General features: G+C 41.6%; 15 protein-coding genes. All 15 read right to left on the minus strand.

Annotated features, from left to right (window positions below):
• Positions 1–36: 36 nt before the first annotated feature.
• The 15 genes from ACWNMY_RS08350 to ACWNMY_RS08420 all read right to left on the minus strand — a co-directional run bounded on the left by ACWNMY_RS08350 (position 37) and on the right by ACWNMY_RS08420 (position 21,862).
• On the minus strand, positions 37–5,442 hold the full coding sequence (locus ACWNMY_RS08350; protein WP_449538418.1) for an Ig-like domain-containing protein: 5,406 nt from the start codon (positions 5,440–5,442) through the stop codon (positions 37–39).
• Between the two features lie 223 nt (positions 5,443–5,665).
• Positions 5,666–6,277 (minus strand): hypothetical protein, encoded by a 612-nt coding sequence (locus ACWNMY_RS08355; RefSeq protein WP_449537770.1) that lies wholly within the window; start codon positions 6,275–6,277, stop codon positions 5,666–5,668.
• Between the two features lie 118 nt (positions 6,278–6,395).
• On the minus strand, positions 6,396–8,336 hold the full coding sequence (locus ACWNMY_RS08360; RefSeq protein ID WP_449537771.1) for a protein kinase domain-containing protein: 1,941 nt from the start codon (positions 8,334–8,336) through the stop codon (positions 6,396–6,398).
• Positions 8,337–8,639: 303 nt separating this feature from the next.
• On the minus strand, positions 8,640–9,407 hold the full coding sequence (locus ACWNMY_RS08365; RefSeq protein ID WP_449537772.1) for a PP2C family protein-serine/threonine phosphatase: 768 nt from the start codon (positions 9,405–9,407) through the stop codon (positions 8,640–8,642).
• Positions 9,408–9,554: 147 nt separating this feature from the next.
• Positions 9,555–10,823, minus strand: a complete 1,269-nt coding sequence (locus ACWNMY_RS08370) for a DUF6382 domain-containing protein (RefSeq protein WP_449537773.1) — start codon at positions 10,821–10,823, stop codon at positions 9,555–9,557.
• A gap of 105 nt (positions 10,824–10,928) precedes the next feature.
• Positions 10,929–11,231, minus strand: a complete 303-nt coding sequence (locus ACWNMY_RS08375) for a pore-forming ESAT-6 family protein (protein ID WP_449537774.1) — start codon at positions 11,229–11,231, stop codon at positions 10,929–10,931.
• A gap of 256 nt (positions 11,232–11,487) precedes the next feature.
• Positions 11,488–11,790, minus strand: coding sequence for a WXG100 family type VII secretion target (locus ACWNMY_RS08380; protein ID WP_010676861.1), 303 nt, complete (start codon positions 11,788–11,790; stop codon positions 11,488–11,490).
• Between the two features lie 142 nt (positions 11,791–11,932).
• On the minus strand, positions 11,933–12,124 hold the full coding sequence (locus tag ACWNMY_RS08385) for a hypothetical protein (protein ID WP_449537775.1): 192 nt from the start codon (positions 12,122–12,124) through the stop codon (positions 11,933–11,935).
• A gap of 19 nt (positions 12,125–12,143) precedes the next feature.
• Positions 12,144–13,547, minus strand: a complete 1,404-nt coding sequence (locus ACWNMY_RS08390; protein WP_449537776.1) for an Mbeg1-like protein — start codon at positions 13,545–13,547, stop codon at positions 12,144–12,146.
• Between the two features lie 4 nt (positions 13,548–13,551).
• A complete protein-coding gene (locus ACWNMY_RS08395) occupies positions 13,552–14,277 on the minus strand; it encodes a hypothetical protein (protein WP_449537777.1) in 726 nt (241 codons plus the stop codon).
• Between the two features lie 311 nt (positions 14,278–14,588).
• Entirely contained in the window at positions 14,589–14,840 is a 252-nt protein-coding gene (locus ACWNMY_RS08400) for a methyltransferase (protein ID WP_449537778.1), read from the minus strand.
• Complete coding sequence (gene essC / locus ACWNMY_RS08405; protein ID WP_449537779.1) at positions 14,833–19,446, minus strand: type VII secretion protein EssC; 4,614 nt, start codon at positions 19,444–19,446, stop codon at positions 14,833–14,835. The genes ACWNMY_RS08400 and essC overlap by 8 nt, the downstream gene beginning before the upstream one ends.
• A gap of 283 nt (positions 19,447–19,729) precedes the next feature.
• Positions 19,730–20,506 (minus strand): hypothetical protein, encoded by a 777-nt coding sequence (locus tag ACWNMY_RS08410; protein ID WP_449537780.1) that lies wholly within the window; start codon positions 20,504–20,506, stop codon positions 19,730–19,732.
• 23 nt (positions 20,507–20,529) lie between these two features.
• Positions 20,530–21,300 (minus strand): hypothetical protein, encoded by a 771-nt coding sequence (locus ACWNMY_RS08415; protein ID WP_449537781.1) that lies wholly within the window; start codon positions 21,298–21,300, stop codon positions 20,530–20,532.
• Between the two features lie 211 nt (positions 21,301–21,511).
• Positions 21,512–21,862: a hypothetical protein gene (locus ACWNMY_RS08420; protein WP_449537782.1), complete on the minus strand. Its 351-nt coding sequence runs from the start codon at positions 21,860–21,862 to the stop codon at positions 21,512–21,514.
• Between the last annotated feature and the right edge of the window lie 656 nt (positions 21,863–22,518).

Raw genomic sequence — 22,518 nt, forward strand, 5'->3', positions numbered from 1 at the left:
AGGCATCCGCCAAATAGCAGATGCCCGCATTTTTTATTACATGTCTTTTGAATCTCTTCTACGGATGATGCTTCGGCGTAGTGCAACTCCACCAGCAGCGGCAGCAGCCACAAGACCTACGATTGTACCTGCGAATAAGCTCTTGTTTTCATAGAACTTCACAAATACACTTTTTTCTACGATTTCGAATGGAACGACAAGCGTCTCCTCGTTGCCTGCTTCGTCAAATGCTACGACTTCAATCTCGTATTTGTTGATATCAGACAAGGTCGCAGAAATTACTTGTGTACCATTCACTTCCTTCACATCTCCGTCAAACAACTCTCCATTGATCATGACAGACTTCAGTGTGTCACTCGGATTGTCAAGGCTAATTGAAACAGTTACCGGATCACGATAGGTTTCGTTTTCCTTAACACCCTCCACAACAATGGTTGGAGCTGTTTTATCAATGATGAACTCAACGCTTAGCTGCTGAATATTTCCTGCTTTATCCTTTACCTCGAAGAAGAGTACGTGCTTACCTTCTTCCTCGATTGGGTCACCAAGATTATATGGCTGACCATTTAAGGTTTGTGAAATAATGTCATATGCATTGATATCCTCAATCAATAATTCTGGAAGCAGTGATTCGTTGAAATACTTCTCTGAAATAGCTTCCTTGAACGTAATGGATGGTGATGTTTTATCAATTGTAAATACGATCGTTCGGGTAGACACATTATTTGCTAAGTCATAAATCTCAGCTTTTAAAATGTAATCTCCTTCGTCACTTAACTGCGTACCGTTCACAAACGGACGGCCATTTAATGTCACCTTTGAACGACTTGAATCAAGATAGCGATCTGAGAATGTCACAGTTGGCGCTTGGTTCTTATTGAAGAATCCATCGAGTACTCCTGTGATATTCAGATTCGGCTTTGTTGTATCAAGAATAAAGCTAATATCGATTGTTGTTTCGTTTCCTGCTTTATCTCGTGCTAGGACACTGTACTTGTATGTCATTTCAAGTGAAGCCGTTGGGATTCGGCCAGTTACATTTGAACCATTCATTGTGACAGACACAATGGTGTCTTCTCCTTGATCAAGAGCAAATTCAGGTGTGAATACTTTATTGATATACTCGCCATCCTTGATTACTCGACTTTCACCTCTAAATTTCGGTGTAATAACTGGAGCTGTTTTATCGATTGTAAAAGTAATCTGGTCACTGTATTGGTTACCCGCTTTATCAACTGCTTCAACATTGATGACATAGTCACCTTCTTGGCTAAAATTATGACTGAGTCGTGCTGTTTGATTCGCAACCGCAAATCCACCAGCATTATAGCCTCTGCCATTTCGTGTTACCGTTACTCGATTCACATCAAGGTTTACATCGCGAATCGCAATATTTACAGGCTTATCTACATTGTAATGTGCTGCATTTTCAACACCTGTAATGTCAATTGCTGGTTTTGTTGTATCGATTGTAAATGTCTTGTTCGCTGCGATTGGACCGTTACCAGCCTTATCCTTCGTGCTTATAGCAATCGTGTACAATCCATCATCATTGAAATTGTAGCCTAAGCTTGAAAGCTTGTTATTGTTTTGCCACGTTCCGATATTAAAAGTCTTTCCATCCTTTGTTACTGAAAGCACAACATAATTCGTACCGAAATTCAGTTCATCAACAGAAACCGTTACTCTTTTACCAGTTGGGTTGAAGGACTGATGATCGACACCGTCAATGTTGACGACTGGGTTTGTTTTGTCGACGATAAATGCAATCTCATCATGAGTTGTTTTGTTACCTGACTTATCTGTTGCATTCAAGTACAATACATAACTGCCTTCGTCTTGAAATTGATGTGTCAAACTAGCCTTAGATCCTGAATTCGTAAGTGTTCCAACCTCATATGGCTTCCCATTTTTCGTGACGCGTAGTGATGTTTGGTCGATGTTTGTATCTCGCACTTCGAACGTCACTGGCTTTGTTACATTGTAGTTTGTCATATGCTCAACACCAGTAATGTTCAGAACTGGGAAGGTTTCATCGACTGTGAATTTTACTTCCTGCGCATCAGCTACATTTCCTGCAGCATCCGTTGCAGACACCTTAATTACATAGTCGCCATCCTCATTAAATGGAATCTCAAGACTTGATTGTACATCTTGATTTTTCCACTCATTGAATGGATATGGAGCACCATTTTTCGTTACATTGATTTTTACATTATTGTTGTTAAAGTTCAGTTCGTTTACCTTAATTGTCGCTGATTGCTTTTTGTCGTAATACGTACCATCTTTGACTTTTTCAATCTTGATTTCAGGTTTTACATTATCAACTGTGAACGAACGTTTCGCCTCAGCTGATTTATTTCCTGCAAAGTCCTCAGATTTTACGGTTACTTCATACTCTCCATCTTTCGGGAAGGTTTGTTTGAACCGATACCCTGTTGCTGTCTCTTCCCATTTCGCATCCTCAATTTTTTTCCCATTTACGAACACTTCATTTTTCTCCGCATTGAAATGTAGGTCGTTGATGTCGATGGTTAACTCATTGTTTTTCTGAACAAACGCACCGTTCTCAATCCCATTGATGAGAATCTCAGGTGACGTATGGTCAATTGTAAAAGCAAGCTCTTTTGTGCTTTCAACTTTGAATTCGTCCTTAGCTGTCACTTTTACCGCATACACGCCTTCGTCTTGAAGCGAAATCGTTTTGCGTTGGGTGATGATCCAGATGATTTCCTCTAGCCATCCGCCTGTTTCAACTTCTTCTGTTTTCCCGTTACGTGTTCTCGTAACAGTTATTTCTGGCATTTCTAACGTGTAATCCGCTACAGATACAGTTAGGTCAACCTTTTTATCATTGAAATACGTATCATTTTCGATTGAGTAAAGAATTTCAGGTCCTGTTTGGTCGACTTTGAAATTGATCGTCTTCGTACTCACATTTCCTGCTTTATCAGTCGATTCAATGACTACTGTGTAAACCCCATCCTCAGTAAAGGTATGCTCGGTTGTTGCCTCTTGGCCATCTAATGTGAATGGGTCTATTTTATAATTTTCACCATTATGTGTAGCCGATACTTTCGACTCACCCATATTGATGTCACGTACGGTGATGTTGACATGACGGTCTTCGTTGTACTTTCCACCTTCGCCGATGTTCGTCACTGCGATTTCCGGAAGGATTTGATCGATTGTGAATGTGACTTCTTTTTCCATTGACGTATTTCCTGCTTCGTCAGTGGACTTTAGGTTGAGAACATATACGCCATTTTCGGTAAAGGTATGCTTTGCCTCTGCTCGCTTTGGCTTATTCTCTTTTTTGAATTTAATATCGTCCGTTAGGTAGCTTTCGTCATCCTTTGTAATCGAGAGCTCAATTTTACTCAAATCAACATGTTGATCCTCGACTGTGAATACCACTTCTTTGTTACTGTTGTAGTATTCATTTTCACTCACACCAGTGATATCAACCTCTGGCTTCGAGTTATCGATGACAAATGTAATCGTTGAAAAATCAGCCTTGTTACCTGCTTTGTCAAAGTAATCTACGCTAATTTCATAGACTCCCTCATCCTTGAAGCTATGCGTTTTGTGTGCGTCCTTACCTGTAAAGGTTTCAGAGTCACCATCTTTTGTTACGGTTAACACCGTGCTGTTGTTATCAAGATTTGTGTCTTTCGCTACGATGTCCATATCGACTTTGCTGTTGTATTTTACGTTATTATCTATACCTGTCACAGATACTTCGGGCTTCGTTTTGTCGATTGTGAATGATTTCTTGATACTAACAGGTTCATTACCGGCTAGGTCAGTCGAGCTAAGCTCAACGGTATACACGCCTTCATCCTCAAACGTATGACTTGCTTCAGCTTTTGTTCCGTTTTGCTTTAACGTAATTTCTTCGGCATAGTCTGTTTCATTATGTTTTACTACTAAAGTTGTCTTTGTTAAATCAAGAGTTAGGTCTTCTACTGTAAAATGAACATCTTGATCGTTCGGATAGTATTTTTCATTCTCTATACCGGATATTGAAACCACCGGTTTTGTCGTATCGATTGTAAAACTTACCGCTGGGGATTTCTTTTCATTCCCCGCTTTGTCAAACACACTAAGTTCAACCGTATAGTTACCGTCTGTTAGCGTGCGTTCTCCAAGTGCATCAGCACCTGTAACTTGCGTCGCCTTTCCATCCTTTGTGATCGTCAATACAGATCTATTTTCATCAAGGTTTGGATCGGTTGCGGATGTTACTAGTTTCTTAGATTCTTTATATTTACTACCATTTGCAACACCTGTAATTGAAACTTCAGGAGCTGTTTTGTCGATGATGATGTTTTGAATTGTTCCTAGTTGTTCTGTATCTCTACGGTCAGTTACTTTGGCCGTAATGTCGTATGTTCCTTCTTCAGTAAGGGAGTAAGTTGCTTTCTTTTTGAAAATGAGTCCCTCAACTTCCATATTAACGTCTTTAGGTTCTTCACCATGCTTTGTATATGTTAGAATAGCTGATTTAATGTTTAATGGATTTTCTACAACAACCTGAACGTCTTCCTTGTAGAAGTTATTGTCTGTTTTATTATCAATTCGTAGGTCAGCACTCTTACTGATGTTCCCAAAGGCTATCGTTTTTGGGTCACTCTCGTTTCCTACTTTATCCTTTGCTGTAACTGTTATTTCATAATACCCAACCTGATCAAATGCAATGGTACCTATTCTTCCATTCCACTGTATCGGATTATTTGGGGTAAATTCTGACTCATCCTTTTTAATTGAGACAGTTACGTTGTCTTTATTGAAGTTTTCTTCTTCCACTCCAATATTTAAATGAATGGTATCTCGATAATACTTGCCGTCTTCTGGACCCCATAGCGTAACAACAGGTTTAGCGGTGTCCTTTTTTACGTAAAATGTAGTTTGACGAGTCGGTGGTTCATTCACCCATGTTTCACCACTGAACTCAATCTCCACTGGGATTTTTCCGTCTTTTCCTAAATCAGTGACCGTAACAGTGTATAATCCAGTGAATTCGCCTTCTGGCTCTTCTGTTATGTTAACAGTACCATTCGCTTTAATTTCAAATGGCACTCCGCCCTCGGGGATTTCACCCGCTGCTGGAGGGGTCGGTGCTGGTTCCTGTGGAGGATCCTCGTTCGTAGTTCCGTCTCCCGGAACTACTTCTTCACCGCTGTTATCCCCTTCCGGCTTCAAATAATTTTGATAGTCTTCTGTTAAATCAACTTGGAATTGCAAGGTTTCTCCACTTATGTACCACTCGTTCGAAAATTCCTTTCCAATTTCCCATTTTTCCTTGTTAAATGTTATATACTGCTTCGTTTCAACCTGTGATGATACGTTTAGGCTAAACAAAACCCCTGATAGCACCAAAACAAACGCAATCGGTAACCATAGTACCGATTTGTTTTTTCGGTAGCTTCTTGAAATCATCCCTATCACTTAACTACGCTCCTTTTATAATCAAATTCGCCTTGGCGTATTTGTGCCCAGATTTTAGGCCCACACGAGGTGGGTCATGAAGACGTTGCCACAGGATGTGGCGTTCTTAGTCTTCGGTCCTATGCTCGAAAAATTTCCTTTTAAAATCTGTGGCATCCGCTGGAGGCATTAACTTTATTCAGTCAAAATTTTTGAACACCTACTGAATGGAATTTCATCTTCCACTCGGAGTGGTAGTGGACTTCTGTTGAATAAAGTTAATTACCTTATTTGTATGAATAATCATGACATCTACTTCAATTTGGAAATCCAATTTCTCTTCTGTCTCTGTTAAAATCGCTGTTTCTCCATCACCTTCGAGAAGGATGGTTGTTTCATCGTCATCTACTAGTAAGGTTGTCTCCTCTTCTTCCTGTAAAAGAGCTGTTTCCTCCACATCACTAAGGAGAGAGGTTTCTTCAACTTCACCCGCTAACAACGAGGTTTCCTCCACAGTATTGCGTTTCTTTTGTAAAGAAGTAGGTGCCGTGTATTTGTCATCTGTTTCAAGCATAGAGGTTGGTTCGAGCTCCTGGCTCATCAACGCAGTATCCTCAACGGCTGCTGCAACCGGAATCTCTTTCTTTAGCTTGATTTCACTAGTCGTTCGTTTTGTCTCATGAACGCCAAGTGAAGCTGGATTGTTATTCTTCTTTTTCTGAAATCGATTTCCCGTTAAATCTGCAATCACTTGAGAGATTTGCAACTTCATATATACAATAATCGAGATGATTAGCGTAATCACAGCACCCGCTAATCCCCCGTAAAACATAATCTGGTATTCCAATCGAGAGCCTCCTTTCATAATGGATCATGGGTGGGTCAGGGGGACAGGTACTCTGACCCAGATGGGACAAGGAACCTGTCCCCCTGACCCAGACAAGGAACCTGTGACCCATGACCCACTAGCCTATGCCTAAGTTCGCCATTCGGCGTGAGAGCTTTTTATAGGCTTCGTTTTCCCCGGCACCGTCAAGCTTGCCAGCCTGGTCGTAGATGTTCTTGGCCTTACCATAGTTGCGCTCTGCTTCTGGCTTTCCTTGTTCAATGTCGAGCAACAGATTGCCGAGTCTCACATGCGCATTCAGGCTTTTCGGAAAGCTTTTGATGATGCCTTCAAATTGTTCAACCGCCTGTGAATACTCACCCATCTCCTGGTAATTCACACCGATATTGACCATAACCTCTTCCTTGTTGGTTACGTTCAAGTCTAAAAGATTGTTATAGTGTTCAATTGCTTGCTCATAATCTTCACGGGCTGCAACCTGATCCTCGGAATTAACACCTCGACTGTAAAAGGCTTGCGCGAGCTTTTGTTCAAACTCAATTTCATACTTCAAATCAAGCTGCTCATCCGAAGTCAACTCAAGGACTTCCTGCGCCTTTTGCACAACCGTAATGGCCTTCGTGTTTGCGTCCGCAATCTGACCTTTGTAGGAGATATAAATATTCGCCAATGAATTATAGTTATCTACCTTTTTCGCATTGTTTGGAAGGTTATCATTGTAAGACTCAAACTCTAACAGGTTTGTCGAGAACTGGTCGTAATCAATGTTCATCCCACCCAATGTCGTAGCAAGTGTGATATAGTAGCTCGCGTCTGGAATTTCTTTTTCATCAACTTGTTTAAAAAACTTCAGAGCTACTGGATAATCCCGTTTGCGATCGAAATACGTCATACCCAGCTTAAACAGCACTTCATTGTTTTTATGGATATTTCCATATTCCCCATTCACATAGGACTCGATTTTCGCTAAACCTGTATCCACTTCATTGCGGTTAATATACACATCAAGAAGGTTGATATAAGCGGATGCACGGCCCTTGTCAACAGAGATCGCTTTTTCAAGCAACTGGATTGCTTCCGTATCATCGCCCTCAATTAAGGAAATGCTAGATTCATTGACAAGCCCCATATAATCCTGGAACTGCTCATTTTCCATCCCTTTATAGCCAAACACGGTCGTCGTGGTAAAACCGACACATAATACAGCCGGGACCAAAAACAGGTACAGCTGCTTCATCATTTTTTTTCGATAGCCTGCGGTAAGCTTGTTGATGTTCTCTAAGTCGTATAAAAGCTCCTCACAGGTTTGGTAGCGATTTTCCGGCTCTGCCTGGGTACATTTTAAAATAATATGCTCAAGGCCTTCCGGAAGAGTCGGATCCCACTGACGAATCGGCCTTACTTCATACGGCGGATCACTCATGCTTTTACCTGTAATAAGTTGATACAGCGTTAATCCAAGACTATAAATATCCGTCCTAGCGTCCGTACGTTTACCTGATAATTGCTCAGGTGCTGCATAGGATTTTGTTCCGAGATTGGTCGTATCGGTTAGGCTTTCATCCTTGAACTCACGCGCGATTCCAAAGTCAATCAGCTTGATTTTCCCTTCAGGTGTAAGCATGATATTATCTGGCTTCATGTCACGATAAATAATCGGATGTGGCTTTCTCGTATGTAAGTAATGGAGCACTTGAGAAAGCTGCTTTGCCCAATCAATCACAAGCTTCGCCGAAATGATTTTTTCCCGATTCAGCTTCTGCTTAAGCGATTCTCCCTCGACATAGTCCATCACGACATAAATATCGCCCTCAGACTCGATAATGTCGTAAATCCTTGGGAGCGCACCATGGTCGAGCTTTTTGAGCATATTTGCTTCGACAACCAAGCTATTAATCAGAAGCTCATTGTTGCTGTTGTCTCGCTTACGGATATCCTTAACAACAAGGGACTTGTTGAGACGATTGTCCATCGCCAAATAGACAATACTCATCCCACCGCGCCCAATTTCCTTCAATATTTCATATCTATCATCAATAAATGTTCCGATTTTAATCAACGTAATTCCCCCAAATAAAGAAAAGCGCAAGTGCCTTGAAAGTGAACGTCCACTAAAGACTGCCACGTCCTGTGGCAAACGCGGACGTCAGCACTTCCTCGAAAATGCTATGCATTTTCTTCGTGCGATGATTATGCTATCGTAGCTTTCCTTGTCCTGTGCAAGTCTGACAAGCATACGACGATCTAGAGTAGAAGGCGCACTTTACCTTCAGAAGCGTTGTATTAGACCAGAGACCGATGGTGCCTGGAAGCTAGACACCGAAAACTATATTCGAAGTCTATTCTTTAAAGCTCTTCACGTTTACACTACATGCGCAAGAACAACGGAGATATTGTCAACCTCTCTCCGTTCCTTCACTGCATCAACTAGTTTAATAGCCTTGTATTTTAATTGCTTTTCCGTTAAAAATTGACTTGGGCGCAGTTCCTCGAGAAGCTCATCTTCCGTCACTTTATGGTAAAAACCGTCTGTACAAAGTAAGAACACGGTTCCGGCTTGCGTTTCTCCTGTTTGAATGACGACCTCAAGCTCCTTCGTTGCCCCTACACATTGTAAAAGCACATTGCGTCTTGGGTCCTTCAAGGCTTGCTCCCGGGTAATATTTCCGCGCTCAACCTCGCGTTCAACAAGTGTCTGGTCCTTTGTTAGCCTAGTTACCTGCTGCTGAATTTGATAGGCACGGGAATCCCCAATATGTACGATAAAATAGCGTGACTGAACGATGAGAAGTGCCGTTACGGTCGTTCCCACCTGGACCTCAAGCTGATCTCCATAGTCTAAAATTCTTTCATTTTGCTCTGTGATGCATGCTTCGAGGGCACCGCGGATGTCCTCGTCCTGCTTATCCGACTTAAGCAGCTCTGGCAGCTCCTGTTCAAACCATTCGGAGAGACCTCTTACTACGGTTGCACTCGCTAGTTCCCCATGGGCTAACCCACCCATTCCATCACATACAACAAACATCCCAACATAGCCATTCGGTGTCTTTGCCGTTTTGACGAGAATGGCATCCTGGTTTGTTTTCTTTTTTATTCCGACGTCAGTATGGTATGCATGTATGAACGCCATTATTTCACCCCGTTTTTAGTAGAAATGCGCAAGACGCTCAGCATTCGGCGACAAGCATAAGATAAGCGCTGACAGAAGGTGCTTTTTACCTTCCGAAGCACTTGGCTTAGACCAGAGAGCCGATGGCGCCTAGAGCTAGACATATTTTTAAAACAGCCTAAATACAAATTCCTCGTTTGCAAGCTTGATTTTATCCTCGTGCTTGATTTTCACTTTGTTTCTCGGTACAAGCTTAACTCCATTTACATAGCTTCCGTTACGTGACTCTTGGTCGACAATAAAATATTCCCCATTCTCGGAAACTAGTTCCGCATGCACACGGCCAACTACTTTATTTTGAGTCGTATAGTCGGCTTGATGTGGATCACGACCGATTTTAAAAGCTTGCTTTGTCACTACGATTTTCTCTTGAGTCGATGTAGCAACAAGGAATGGCTGTTGCTGAAGGGTTCTACCTACACCCAATGCTGTCGTTCCTTCCTCTTCTTCAGGCTCCCGGTAAGCAGTGAGGACCGTTGTGCCCTCTTCTTCTTCCTCGAGTTCATCTGCTTCAAACGAAATTGAACTACCTAGATTCGGTTTAATATTGATTGAAGTGCCACCCGCTAACAGGGAATTCCCTTCTCCAAGCTCCGTTCTTGTGATGCGTTTGTATTGGACCTCTTCTTCAATTTCAAGCTTTTGGTTTGTCTTTTTATCAACCTTTTTGCTGCTATATTCAGATGTAATCACACCATTTTCAGCTGACGCCTTGACTTCATTCTCTACACTGCCCGGACTGTAATAATTAGGTGCCTGTGGCTCCTCGTCCTCAATCGGCAACTTTGCAAAGGACTTTGTAGAAGCCGGCTTGTTCACTAATAGCTCATGCAGCTTCTTTTGTAGTGCATACAAATTGATTTCCTGCATCGACGCAAAATAATTATGGAGTCTGACAAAGAAGGACAGATCATCATTTTCATCATAGGAGTGGGAGTGTAAGAAAGTAGTGAAGAATTCCCGGATTGATACCTTTTCAAAAATATTATTTTTAATTGGCATGTATAGTAGAATTAATCTGTTTGAAAAATTATCAATAAAGATGTAGTTCTCATCAAAAACAAAGTTGTTCACATTTAATCCAAACCGCTCCGCTTCCATCAATGTTTCTACGATATTGGTGAAAAAGGAATACAGCTGCTCCTTTGTCATCTTGTCTGCGAAATGTTGAGTAAGGGTAACCTCAGAAATCATGTCATAGCGGAAGTATGCTTCATCATCCTTATTAATTACGACGCAAGGTAATAGTCCTGGAACCTGGTTGTTTTTTAGCTTATCAGCCTCTGTAAAATCCACTCGGAGTTCCCTAGGCACTTTGTAAAAAATGAATTTGGAAACACCATAGTTTTCGATATGTAAATCAACTTGTTTAATCATTTTCTTGCACTCCCATACTTTCAAAATGCGCCCGCCCGAGCTTGAAATGTTCTAGTAAAACTATGAGTAAGGGCAACCAGCCAGGCCAATTGCCCTCCTCATTGATTATTTAAATGCGCTAGCGTTATTGTTAATCGCTGTTTCAGCAGCGTTGTAGTTTGTAACTGTGTTGTCTAAGAATTTCGAGTAGCTATCAACTACTTGACGATATTCTTCAAAACGTGGAGCTAATGCGTTGAAATTGCCACGAATTGTGTTAGAAGCATCAGAGTTCCATGTAGCAGATAAGCCATTCATTTCCTTCTTAATGTCTTCTAATGCAGTCGCAAGCTGTTGGTTTAATGTACGGATTTGCCCAGCGGTTTTACTAACCTCGCCAAGGGATATTTTGATTCCATCCACTGACATAATGCCACCTCCTTTTTAACGGATGTTCAAAAAAGTCCGGTGAAAATGACACATCGAATTTCTTTGTTGGCTTGCTTTTCCGTTCCTCACGTATTAGTTGCATACGCTCCGGTACTCAAAGCTTCGCCGCCTCGAACTTTCGACGCACAGGATGTGCTAGTGTCGACAATGCCACAGGACGTGGCGTTCTTGTCGACGAGGTCCTTTTCATCCTCCTTTTTGAACTCTTATTTTAGTAGATTCATAGAGTAAGAGATTAGTTAGTTAAGCGACGTGCTTGGTTCACTACCTCGTTTTGTGTTTCACGGTATGTTTTTGAGCTAAGCTTTAAGAATTCAGAGTATTGTCTCATAAGGTTCGTCATTTTTTGGAAGTCATCCATGAAGCCCTTAATTTGAGATACATAAGCTAAGTTATCAGTACCTTGCCATGCTGCACCCATGCCTTCAACCTCTGTGTAAAGAGCTTTGTAAAGTCTCTCGTAGTCAGCAGATTGTTGGTCAATGCGAGTAGCCGCAGTGTCTAATTTCGCTGGATCAACTGTAATTGAACGTGCCATTGTTTTTTCACCTCCTTTAAATGGAATTATCTATAGAGTAAACTGCCATCTGGGCGCTGTTGCGTTGCCCGGGATGGGAGTGTACCTAGTGTGGTGGTACGATTTCATAATTTTTTAGAGTACTAATCTGCAATCCAAAATCTCAAATTCTTCTCAGGTTATGCCCAACTCTTCGGTATTGGTCGGCTGCATTCTGTAGGCTGGATGCGCTTTTTACAGAACCAATTCCTTTAAATTCGTGATTGAGTCCATTTGAGATCTCATCGAGTTCCCGAGTGATTGCATTGATTTCATAAATAATGCTATTAATCTTCTGTCGAACATGAGGCTTCATGGGGGCACCTCCTTTGGTTTTACTTTAGAATCCTTGCTTTCCCAACTAACTTCGTCTCGTTAGAATCCAACAATCTAGCAGTCGTGTTCAGGTAGTTAATATTTTGGTTCAGTTTGAACGAAAACTGGGTTAGGATGTCAGCCTTCAATACATGACGCATATCTAACAGGTCAACCTCCCAATAGAGAGAATCAATTTTATCGTTTAATGCGTTCACACGGCTTTTGATTCGTTCAAGCCTTTGTGCATAGTAATAAAGTCTGTCGATATTAACCTTTAAGTAAGGCTCAACCGGGAAGTAGCCGCCTAGCTTAGCAACAAATTTTACGAAAGCAACAAAAGCCTCTTTTGCCAAATCACTAAAATACTTCTTAATTTTCTCCTTTAGCACGAGTGAAAGCACAGCTACCTTTATGATCATCTTCGTCGCTTCATTTTTCACATATTCTGCGATTTTACGTAAGCCGCGTATACCAGATTCTAATATTTGCATTGTCGCTTCCCGTATATAAACAGTCACCTTATAATCTTTTATCTTAGGAAGATTTGAAACAATGTAAAAAATGGCGGCGGCGGCTGTATTATTTTTTTCACGAGCGTCAGATTGGCCATGAAATGATTTCTCAAAATCACCAGTAGGTGTAAAATTCACGCTATCCAGAAAATGGGGATACATCACGCCACCATCTGGATCATTGATATATACCGTTTTGTCTACATATGGAGCTGCCCCAAGGGAGGAAACAAAATCTCCTTCATGCACAATAAAGGTATTTCGATCTCCCATTAAAGCTTCTTGCTGCTCTTTCGTTAAGGTCCACCAGTATAACGGTGCGCCATTTACAATGTACGAGTTTAGACGTTCATCTAGATTGTTAACGAGAACATAGTTTGCAAGATTTCCTCCTTTAGAGTGGCCAAAGACATATTGCTGACCATCCAGGTCGGCTATATAGCGTTGATAAAAATCATTCGCTTCCCGTTGCTGCCGGATATTAACTCCAATTCCTGCGTCAATATTTGAAACCCAGTCTGTAGCAAAATGAGCAGGATTTGTCATACTTTCGCTTCCCCGATAAATCGCAGTTCCATTGCCGTCACGATCAGTAAATGCATATCCAACAAACCCACTATGAGATCTACCATCAGAGTTATTACCGCCATTTGGATTGTTATTCTGATAACCAACTAACCCAATCTCTTTAAGAGGCGAAAATTCATGTTCTTCACTATTCATGTAAGCCTTAATCGCATCAAACTTCTTCTGTGCACCCTCATCTAATGGTGTATGCTCAATTGCCTCGATAATTCGATCGATTGTCACTGGCTTTTTTTCACTTGGACGAACATGATCAGGTAGATCTAAATAAGATAACTGCAACAAAATATACTTTTCTTCCTCAGTTAGGTTATTTAGAGACATGGTATCACTCCTCAAACGCTTCGTAGTTCTCTATTACATTTGCAGGACCATGCATGATTACACTTGGATGAACGATATCGTCTGGATTTTCTGGGTCGAGTCGATCATCCACATTCACTTCACCGTACACCTTCGCCTTTAAATTGGACCATGGCAGATTGTTCACAAATGAAGATTTGATGTATTCCGTAATATCCTCAGATTGATCTACAAACCCCACAGAAATCGTATATAACTCTACATCTAACCCCTTCATAAGTTGAAAAAGGTTATAGATTCCTTCGCTATACTGATTGATATCTGGTTCACTGTCTGTTTTTACTCCAGCGATAAGTGAAACACTGACATCCTTTGTCTTACTGAGGTATTCATCTACAGACATATCAACCATTGTTTCGTCATATTGGTCATTACCAGCGGATAGATTCACCTTGAATTCTGTACCCTCTGGAAGCTCCTTCGCGATATCATTTTCTAATTTTTGTTGAAGCTCATAACCCCATTTGGCAGGTAAATAATTATCAATCCATTCACCCTCATCGTTATATTCCTTCACAATGAATACCACATTTGGCTCACCCTTCGGATGCACCGTAATCATGTCTCCACCATATAAATCTTGAAAAAGCTTGCTGCCCTCTTTGGCCCACATTAGCTCAAATTCTTTCCCATACTTATCTTCTAAATACTCAATAGCTTTATCCTCCGTACTCGCACTACTTGAACTCATACACCCTGTTCCTCCTATTAATAGAATGAATAGAAGAAGGAATAAGACTACCCTCTTTTGTAACCTCATTTGGCACCTTCCTAACGTAAAATAACTTTGATTACTTTTTTTGCGGGTCTTGGTGATTGATTTAAACCTGTTTTGCTGATGGTGAATGTCGCTTTTTACGTGATATGGGACAATGTTTGCGATATATGGGACATTCAATTGAATATACGGGACACAACATCAAACATATGGGACATTACCCACGCGATATGTGCCCTATCATTCAATAAATGGGACAATCCACAAAATCAACATCCGACAACCTACACCAACATCAATTTCTTCCCATTGATAAACCCTAATTCTTCCACCGTTTGGTTGATGTCAAAAATCGTGCCGGTCTCGTAGTCACAAACGATGGTTGTGTCTGTTGCAAGGAAGGAGCCGTTGGATAGTTCTGTCATCGTGTTGGCGAGTAAAAAGGTGACTTCATATAGCTTGCTTTTCACTGGAATGAACACATCATATGTTTCGCCAGCTGCCGGAATATAGACTTCGACTAATACTTTATCCATGATAGACCGCCTCCTCCTCACGAACTGCTGAACCAGTCAACAGCTTCACAAGCTTTGGCTTTCCTTTTACGAGTACATACCCGAAACCTTCTGGAATCTCTTGGTACATGCTGTTTGTTACTTTTGATATCTTCAATAAGAACTGGTCGGTCACGCCATTTCCAACCCAGATGCCGTCGCTGAGTGAGACTTGCTTTTTAAACCAAGGCTCAAATGCAACTGAATTCAAGCCATCTGCGCGATCTGAAATCACAAGATATACATTCAGTCCGTCTCCGCGTTCTAGGAACACTTTCAACTTATCTTGACCATCCTCTGACAGTGCCATCATCATGTCGCTAAACGAGTGGATGACACAGTAAAGTGGTTCAAACACTGGCGCCGGAGAACCTTCGGCAATTGCATCTTTTGTCGTATTGTTTCGGAACACAAGTGTGTTAAACAAGTAGACAATTGTCTCTTCAATCTCTGCAGAACTGGACACATATTTCCAACGTCCCTCCGCAACAAGCTCCTCATTTGGATCAAGTACAATCAGTTCATTTTTCTCATTTGCATGTATAACCTCAGATACTCCCTGCATCACACCTGCGCAGACCTCTCCACTGCTTCCAACAACGAGATTCACAAACGATTGCCCGACATCATAATAGGTAACGGCGAGTGAATCCTTTTCCACACCAATTGGTAGTTTCGTTGACTTATTGTAATGAAGCTCATCACGCAAGTACTCGATATCAACCTTATCAGGCAATACCGGAATCCGTTTTGCTCCGCCGGTATCATACTTATTGCGCAAGCTACGGCAATAGTCCGTAATGTACTGGTACATATCCTCAACACCCTCGGTAATCTGGGCGACCTGGAACTCATATACGCCGTCAGATTTGAAGATTCCTCTCCCCTTATGCTTAGAAGGGAAGACGCCATCCACATTTCCAAGAATTCCTGAGTACTCGGATGTGTCATTAAGCTGCAGCACATAGAGCTGTTTGAAGTTCTGCATCAAACGGTAGCGAATCGCACCTGTGTGAGCTGCCGTCAGGATAAAATAAATCCCGTACTTCGTTCCTTCACGTGTGAGGTAGGAAATCCCTTCCTCATGCGCTTCGTACATTTCTGAGAATGCCGAATAGTTGTGAATCACAATCACAATGGATGGCAAACCATCCTCTGATAGACGATTATATGTCTGCAAATCTCCACCATAATTGGACAACAGCTTTTTCCGTCTCTCAATTTCACTGTTCAGCATTTTAAAGAGATTATCAATCTTCTCACTATCATGTGACAGCAGGACATCCCCAACATGTGGCGCCTCGCGGAACCAGCTTAACGTCTCTGAGCTAAAATCTAGTAAATACGTGTGGAGCTCATTCGGTGTATGGGACTCCATTAACGAGTATAGGATTGTCGCAATAAACGTGGTTTTCCCGCTTCCCGCAACCCCATAGATGACAGTATTGCCATCTTGCGTGATTGGTAGTCTCATAACCATTTGACGTTGGTTTGCTGGGTCATCGTATTCCCCAACAACTGGATGTAGTTCAAAGCGATTTGTCACCACATTGCGGTATTTATCAGCCAAGCCATCCAAATAGATGGATGCTGGAATCGGCTCAAGCCATAGCTGCTTCACTTTGATATTTTCTTGTTTTGCTAGAGTTTCCAAATATTTTGTTACTTCATCAATTTGCTTCGGTGGATTTTTCACCTTTGTTTTGCGGTCGATTTTCGCACTCTTGATCACGCGACCAAGATGGTCGATGACGCTAATGCTATTATCCACACGTTTTTCGATCCTGTCGGTTGGATAATAGGGTGCTCCACCCCATGCTGATTGACCAAGCTCGAATAACTCGTTATACCCAACCTGTAGGTAAAAACGGCCAGTCGTAGAAAGCTCAGCAGCATCTGGTCGCTTGATGACCTCCATACTGTCCGCTTTTTCCTGAACCTTCAAGCTGATTCTGAATTTCGAGTTACTCCAAATTTGATCATCTACAACACCAGACGGCTTCTGAGTCGCGAGTATTAAGTGGACCCCTAAGCTTCGTCCGATACGAGCCGCACTGACCAACTGCTCCATGAACTCTGGCTGCTGTGTTTTCAGCTCGGCGAACTCATCGGAAATCATAAACAAATGCTGCAGTGGCTCTGTTACCATGCCTTCACGATATAATTTCTGGTATTTATAAATATCAATATTACTTTCATTCACACGTCGACTCGTCTCACTGAAGATCGCCTGGCGACGCTTCAGCTCACTTTGAATCGAGATTAACGATCGTTTAACCGCTGCTCCATCAAGGTTCGTAATCGTACCTGCAAGATGCGGCAGATTTAAAAAGGCATTCGCCATTCCCCCACCCTTGTAGTCGATTAAGATAAACGCTACCTCATCTGGGTGGTAGTTAACTGCAAGCGACAATATAAATGTCATGATGAACTCACTCTTACCTGAACCTGTCATACCAGCGATTAGCCCGTGTGGACCATGGTATTTTTCATGAAGGTCAAGTTTGAACAGTTCACCCATCGTATCCACACCAATTGGCGTTTCAATCGACAGCACCGGGTTGTTTTCCTTCCAGCGAGTAAGGGCGTTCAAGTGTTCAATCTTACTTACCCCAAACATCTCTAGGAACGTGAGCATCTCTGGTAATGTGTATGCCTCCACCGATGACGCAAGCTGGATATTCGCTAACCGAATCGCAAGCTCCTCCGCATCATCCTTCTCGTAAAATTCAGCATCGAACGCTGTATAGGAACCTGAAATATCGTCCTTGTCGTAAATCTTGGACATTTCATCCGTAAGCTCGACAACCATCGTACATTCCTTCGGTAGATTTTTCAGTTCATCATACAGCGTCACAAGGCTAATCCCGATGTTCTTTTTCTCTTCTAATAGAAGGTTGATCATCTCGGCCCTAGCTGCCAATGATTTACTCATTGAGAAAATCAAATAATGCTGGTCAGGGTCCTTTAACGCTTCTTCATCTAACTCGGCGCGGTAGGAGATTTCTTTTTCAAAATAGGAGGATAGCTCCTTCACCTCTGTTGCATCTGTTGCAATAAAGCGAATTTGCTTATTCTCATCCCACACATGTGGAAGCCATTTTGTAAATTTCCAATCCTCTGCCTCATCCTTGTCGTAAAGGAAAACAAGCTTCAATTCGTCATAACTGTGTAGAGCAGTTAATTGAAAAATAAGTCCCTTCACAAAATCCTGCACTCGACTACGTCTTCCAATCACACCGCTGACATACTCTTCCACAAAGGAAAGCGTAATTGGCACTTGCTTTAAAATGTGCGGAGCTTCCACAAGCTTGTAAAGTTCATCCTGCAGATTGTCATCCTCGAGCATGAATTTCTTCTCGGGGTACTTCAGCTCAGCATTTAATGGGAGGTCCCCAATCCCAAGGCGAACCTTGAGGAAATCATTTTGACCAATCCCACGCTCCCATAAATTCCGCTTTCGCATTGTAATCCGTGAAACCAAATTTTGTAGGGCAACATGGTTTTCATGAAGAATTTCACTTTGACGCACGCACTCTTCTTCAATCTTCTGTCCCATTTCTTCTATATATTTGGAATACTTTTTCTGACGTTTTGCTTCATGTTTAATGCGCTGCTTTTTCTCATGGCGCTTTGTTAAAATCGGCCAGAGTACGGTACCAATTAACATACTGAATGACATCATTAAGGTTGGCATTGCTTGCATGATGTCGCCATCTCGTGACATTACATTGTTTAGTGTAAACAAACCCATGAATAGCGAACCCATCCCCATTGTGAGTGAAGGTCCGAGCATGAACATCAACGGTGTCTCATCAAGATTCGGCTGCTGTGGCGGCGGGTCGATTCGAATTTCTGTTCTCTTTATGTCACGCTTAAATCGTGGGGAACGGTAAAATAGATCATCATGGATTTCTTCCGTCTGAAAATCATCAAGTGGCTCTTCAACCTCCACAATTGGCTGCTGCACCTCAAACGGACGGAAGGCATTGCGGTCAAGGAACACCAATTGATGAGGGTTGTTAAGGGAAAGCAGCTTCCCGTTAAAAATAATCTTTAACCCCATTATGTAAATGACATCACCAGTGGAAAGGATTCTTTCCTGAACGCGCTCTCCGTTGACATACGTGCCATTGGAGCTGTTGTTGTCACGGATGACGGCGTGGCCCTGTGCATCATATTGAATACTGCAGTGGGAGCTAGAAACGAGCTTATTCGAGAACCGGATGTGACAATCGTTCCCCCGCCCGATTCGAATACTGCTTCCGATCACCTCATGCTTTGTATACTCATTTCGATCGCTTGTCGGTGGCTCCACATATAATAGCGCTGACGCATCCTTGTTGCGCTGGATTGTATAAGTTTTAAATGGCTCAATTTCTTGTTTAACAAGCAACTCCTGCTTGTCATTTGTAAGAAACGCTGATTTGTTGGACTTCAAAAACCACTTGCCGTCCTCCGCCTCAATCGCCATCATATCTGCGCTTTTCCCATTCTTATCCTCAGACGTAACAATATAACGCCCCGTGATGCGCTCTGGCAAAACGAATGTAAAAGCCTTTTCCCGATCAAATAGAGTTAATATCAAAGCAAATCTCTCCCTTATAACAAATGCACAAGCGCCGAGTATGAGGAACATCGACTACCATCTGTATAGTAGCTCAAACGGTGGCGCAAAAATTGGAACTAGTACAAAGGCAATTGGTAAAAGAAAAACTACTACCACAAAGTTTGACTGCTCAATTTGTGAAGGTATGAAGTTACTATATTTCTTTACCTTTTTACTTATTGTTGCTTCTTCCAACAAAACCACTCCGTACGTGATGTTTCTTTAAAACTACCTACCTCAAACCGTTTTTTTCAGATTCTACCTATTCTTTTTTATGTACCTTATGGTTTATGATTTTCTTCCTCGTTACCTTTGGAATTCGGAATGACTCAAACTGAAATTTGCTAATCGTAACCAATAAAAATTCCGGCCATACGAACGCAATCGTATAGTGAAGGACGGTACATAAAAGTAAAACAAACAGAACACTGATCATATCCCCAAAGCCTGTTTCAGCATCTGACAATAGTTTCACGATTGCTCCACCCATCATGACTACGGCAAATCCAATCGGAATACCAATCTCAGCTTTAGAGCTTTTAAAATGATAGAGTCCATTTCCCTCTTTACGAAACTCTCCCATTTGAACCCGTTTACGAGCTCGTAGCGTTGCATACACCGTTAACACAAGCCCACCTATGAGAAGAATAACTCCAAAAGCACTTAGGTAACCTGGGGCCATTTTATCCTCGGTGGCTAGAAAGTAAAACGGGAAGAAATCGATCGATAGCTTAAAGCCAAAGAAGCTTAAGAAAACAGCTTGCATCAGTTGATATCGGTATGCATTCTTTTCTGGTGTATAGAAAACGGTGACAACCGCGTTCAGTATGAACAAGGCCATCTGCAGCTTATGAACACTGGGCCAGATAGGGTTTGTAATCAAAGGACTCTCGCTTAGTGCTAATGAAGTAAAACCGAGCATCATTCCGCTAAAAATGAGTGTTAACCAGAAGAATCCAGTGATTTTATCAGGTCGGAGCCTGCTCTCTGCAACCACTTTTAGTTTGTATACATCCTCTTCTTGTACTCCTTTTAGCATCGTTTCACTCCTACCCATTTACACTAAAGCTTCGCCTTCTTACCAGTTGATTTACGATCTTTCGGGAGTTCAACAATAAATGAAGCAAAGCGAAATTTACCATATGCAAGTAAAAAGAATTCCGGCCACACCATCGCAATGCCATATTGAATCACAATCGCGAGAATAAGGAGAAAAAACAATCCGGCCATGCTACCAAAAGATGAACCCATCGCAGAAAATGTTTGTGAGATAGCTCCACCTATCATTGTCGCTCCAAAGATAATCGGAATGCTTACATACCCCTTTGAATTCCCAAAGTCATATAAGCCTTTTCCATTTTCCTTTAGCTCACCTTTTTTCACTCTTCCGATGGCACGAATAACGGAAATCACCAACAACACGAAGCCAAAGGCAATTGCCAGTAAACCCGTTGTTGTCAGATACGTTGGTGCAAACCGGTCCTCTACTGCCATAAAATAAATTGGATAAAATTCAAGCGAAAGCTTTAGACTGAAAAAACATAAAAGCAACACTTGAAGTCGTTGAAATCGAAACGTATTTCTTTTAACCTTGTAAAAAATCAATACTAGCAAATGAAACACCAAAAGAATCAGATTCACTTGGATCAAAGTAGACCACATCGGGTTTGTAATATATACGCTATAGTTCACCGTATCACGCACGAAATACGTCATGAATGCACTTATTACAAAGGTGACCCAGAAAAATGCGATAATTGCATTCGGATGTAACCTGTCATAGGCCACATCTTCTATGAGATCAAAATCTTCAACATTGTATTTTTTTAACATCGATGCCTCCTACCAGAACACATCAGCTAGTTTCAACTAAACTTCCACTAACAAGTATCTCCATAAGGCGGAGGTTGTTGGGTTCAATTCTGGGATGTTGCGGCTACTTGAAGGACAATCGTTACATCATTTCTTAGATACTAGCAATCTGGCTACCTATCAATGAACGAAGAGATGAAAGGTATTGGAAAGTATTCTTAACCTGTGATCGTTAGTAATACCTGCGTTGTGGTAGTCTTGTTTCAGCTCGTTCTCGTGCTTCTTCCGCAGCCTTGCGCCTTGCCTCAGCCTCAGCACGTGCAGCCGCTTCCTCTTCACGCTTGATTTGGTTTGCAACTGACACGATATCAGGAGCAATTGACTCAAGCTTCGAAGCAATCGCATTTAATTCCTCATTAATGTCAATGATCGCTTGGTTAATATATTGAACTTCTGTCGCTTGCCAAGCAGAGTTGATATTCCCTTTAAATCCATTTAGAGAGCTCTTTAAGCTCCTTAGCTGCGAGGCATAATTACGTAATTGATTTGCCTGTGAAATGGCAGCCGAAACATTAATCCCCATACAGATCACCCGCTTATTGAATATATATAGTGAGCCCAATATTCCAGGGCAATGGTTACATACTTTGTTCACACAATTTCCAATTATATACTAAAAATTACTGCATAATTCGGATTAGGTCAATTTTTGCAGAATATTCCAATTTGTATAAAATGCGTGCTAAAGTCCTGTTTGTTCTACAAATTTCTACAAATATGATGCTGTTTCGGACCCGACTACTACCTATGATGTACTACTACACTAGTACCTTCGCAGATATAGTGATTCCTTTGAACGTTGATATAACTCGACAAAATATCTTGATTTAAGGCTTCTTGAAGCCCTTTATTACAATTCGTAGGAAATTAGTCCTTTTCTCGTACATATTTGTAACATAAATGTAACTTGACTGATAACCTCAATTCTGAGCAACGAAACTCAAAGCTACGAAAACCCTTTCATTATTGTAAAGAGAATTTACACGTATATCCTCTTCTATTGGCTGTCTCTTTCAAGAGATATGTGTAATCGATTTGTAAAAGAGGGGTATTTCTGAAAAAAGTGCTTGTTTTGAAGAGGGGATACTTGATTGGAGCATAGGCAATTAGTAATTTATTTGGTGAGAGGATTGGACTAAGAAGGGAGCTTGGTGCCAAATAAGTCCCGAGGTTCGAAAG

The organism is Ferdinandcohnia sp. Marseille-Q9671 (assembly GCF_976954385.1).

Bases quoted from the DNA above. Each gene is read 5' to 3' on its own strand.
- ACWNMY_RS08350 (WP_449538418.1), bottom strand. From the start codon at position 5,442: ATGATTTCAAGAAGCTACCGAAAAAACAAATCGGTACTATGGTTACCG.
- ACWNMY_RS08365 (WP_449537772.1), bottom strand. From the start codon at position 9,407: ATGGCGTTCATACATGCATACCATACTGACGTCGGAATAAAAAAGAAA.
- ACWNMY_RS08370 (WP_449537773.1), bottom strand. From the start codon at position 10,823: ATGATTAAACAAGTTGATTTACATATCGAAAACTATGGTGTTTCCAAA.
- ACWNMY_RS08375 (WP_449537774.1), bottom strand. From the start codon at position 11,231: ATGTCAGTGGATGGAATCAAAATATCCCTTGGCGAGGTTAGTAAAACC.
- ACWNMY_RS08380 (WP_010676861.1), bottom strand. From the start codon at position 11,790: ATGGCACGTTCAATTACAGTTGATCCAGCGAAATTAGACACTGCGGCT.
- ACWNMY_RS08385 (WP_449537775.1), bottom strand. From the start codon at position 12,124: ATGAAGCCTCATGTTCGACAGAAGATTAATAGCATTATTTATGAAATC.
- ACWNMY_RS08390 (WP_449537776.1), bottom strand. From the start codon at position 13,547: ATGTCTCTAAATAACCTAACTGAGGAAGAAAAGTATATTTTGTTGCAG.
- ACWNMY_RS08395 (WP_449537777.1), bottom strand. From the start codon at position 14,277: ATGAGTTCAAGTAGTGCGAGTACGGAGGATAAAGCTATTGAGTATTTA.
- ACWNMY_RS08400 (WP_449537778.1), bottom strand. From the start codon at position 14,840: ATGGATAAAGTATTAGTCGAAGTCTATATTCCGGCAGCTGGCGAAACA.
- ACWNMY_RS08410 (WP_449537780.1), bottom strand. From the start codon at position 20,506: ATGCTAAAAGGAGTACAAGAAGAGGATGTATACAAACTAAAAGTGGTT.
- ACWNMY_RS08415 (WP_449537781.1), bottom strand. From the start codon at position 21,300: ATGTTAAAAAAATACAATGTTGAAGATTTTGATCTCATAGAAGATGTG.
- ACWNMY_RS08420 (WP_449537782.1), bottom strand. From the start codon at position 21,862: ATGGGGATTAATGTTTCGGCTGCCATTTCACAGGCAAATCAATTACGT.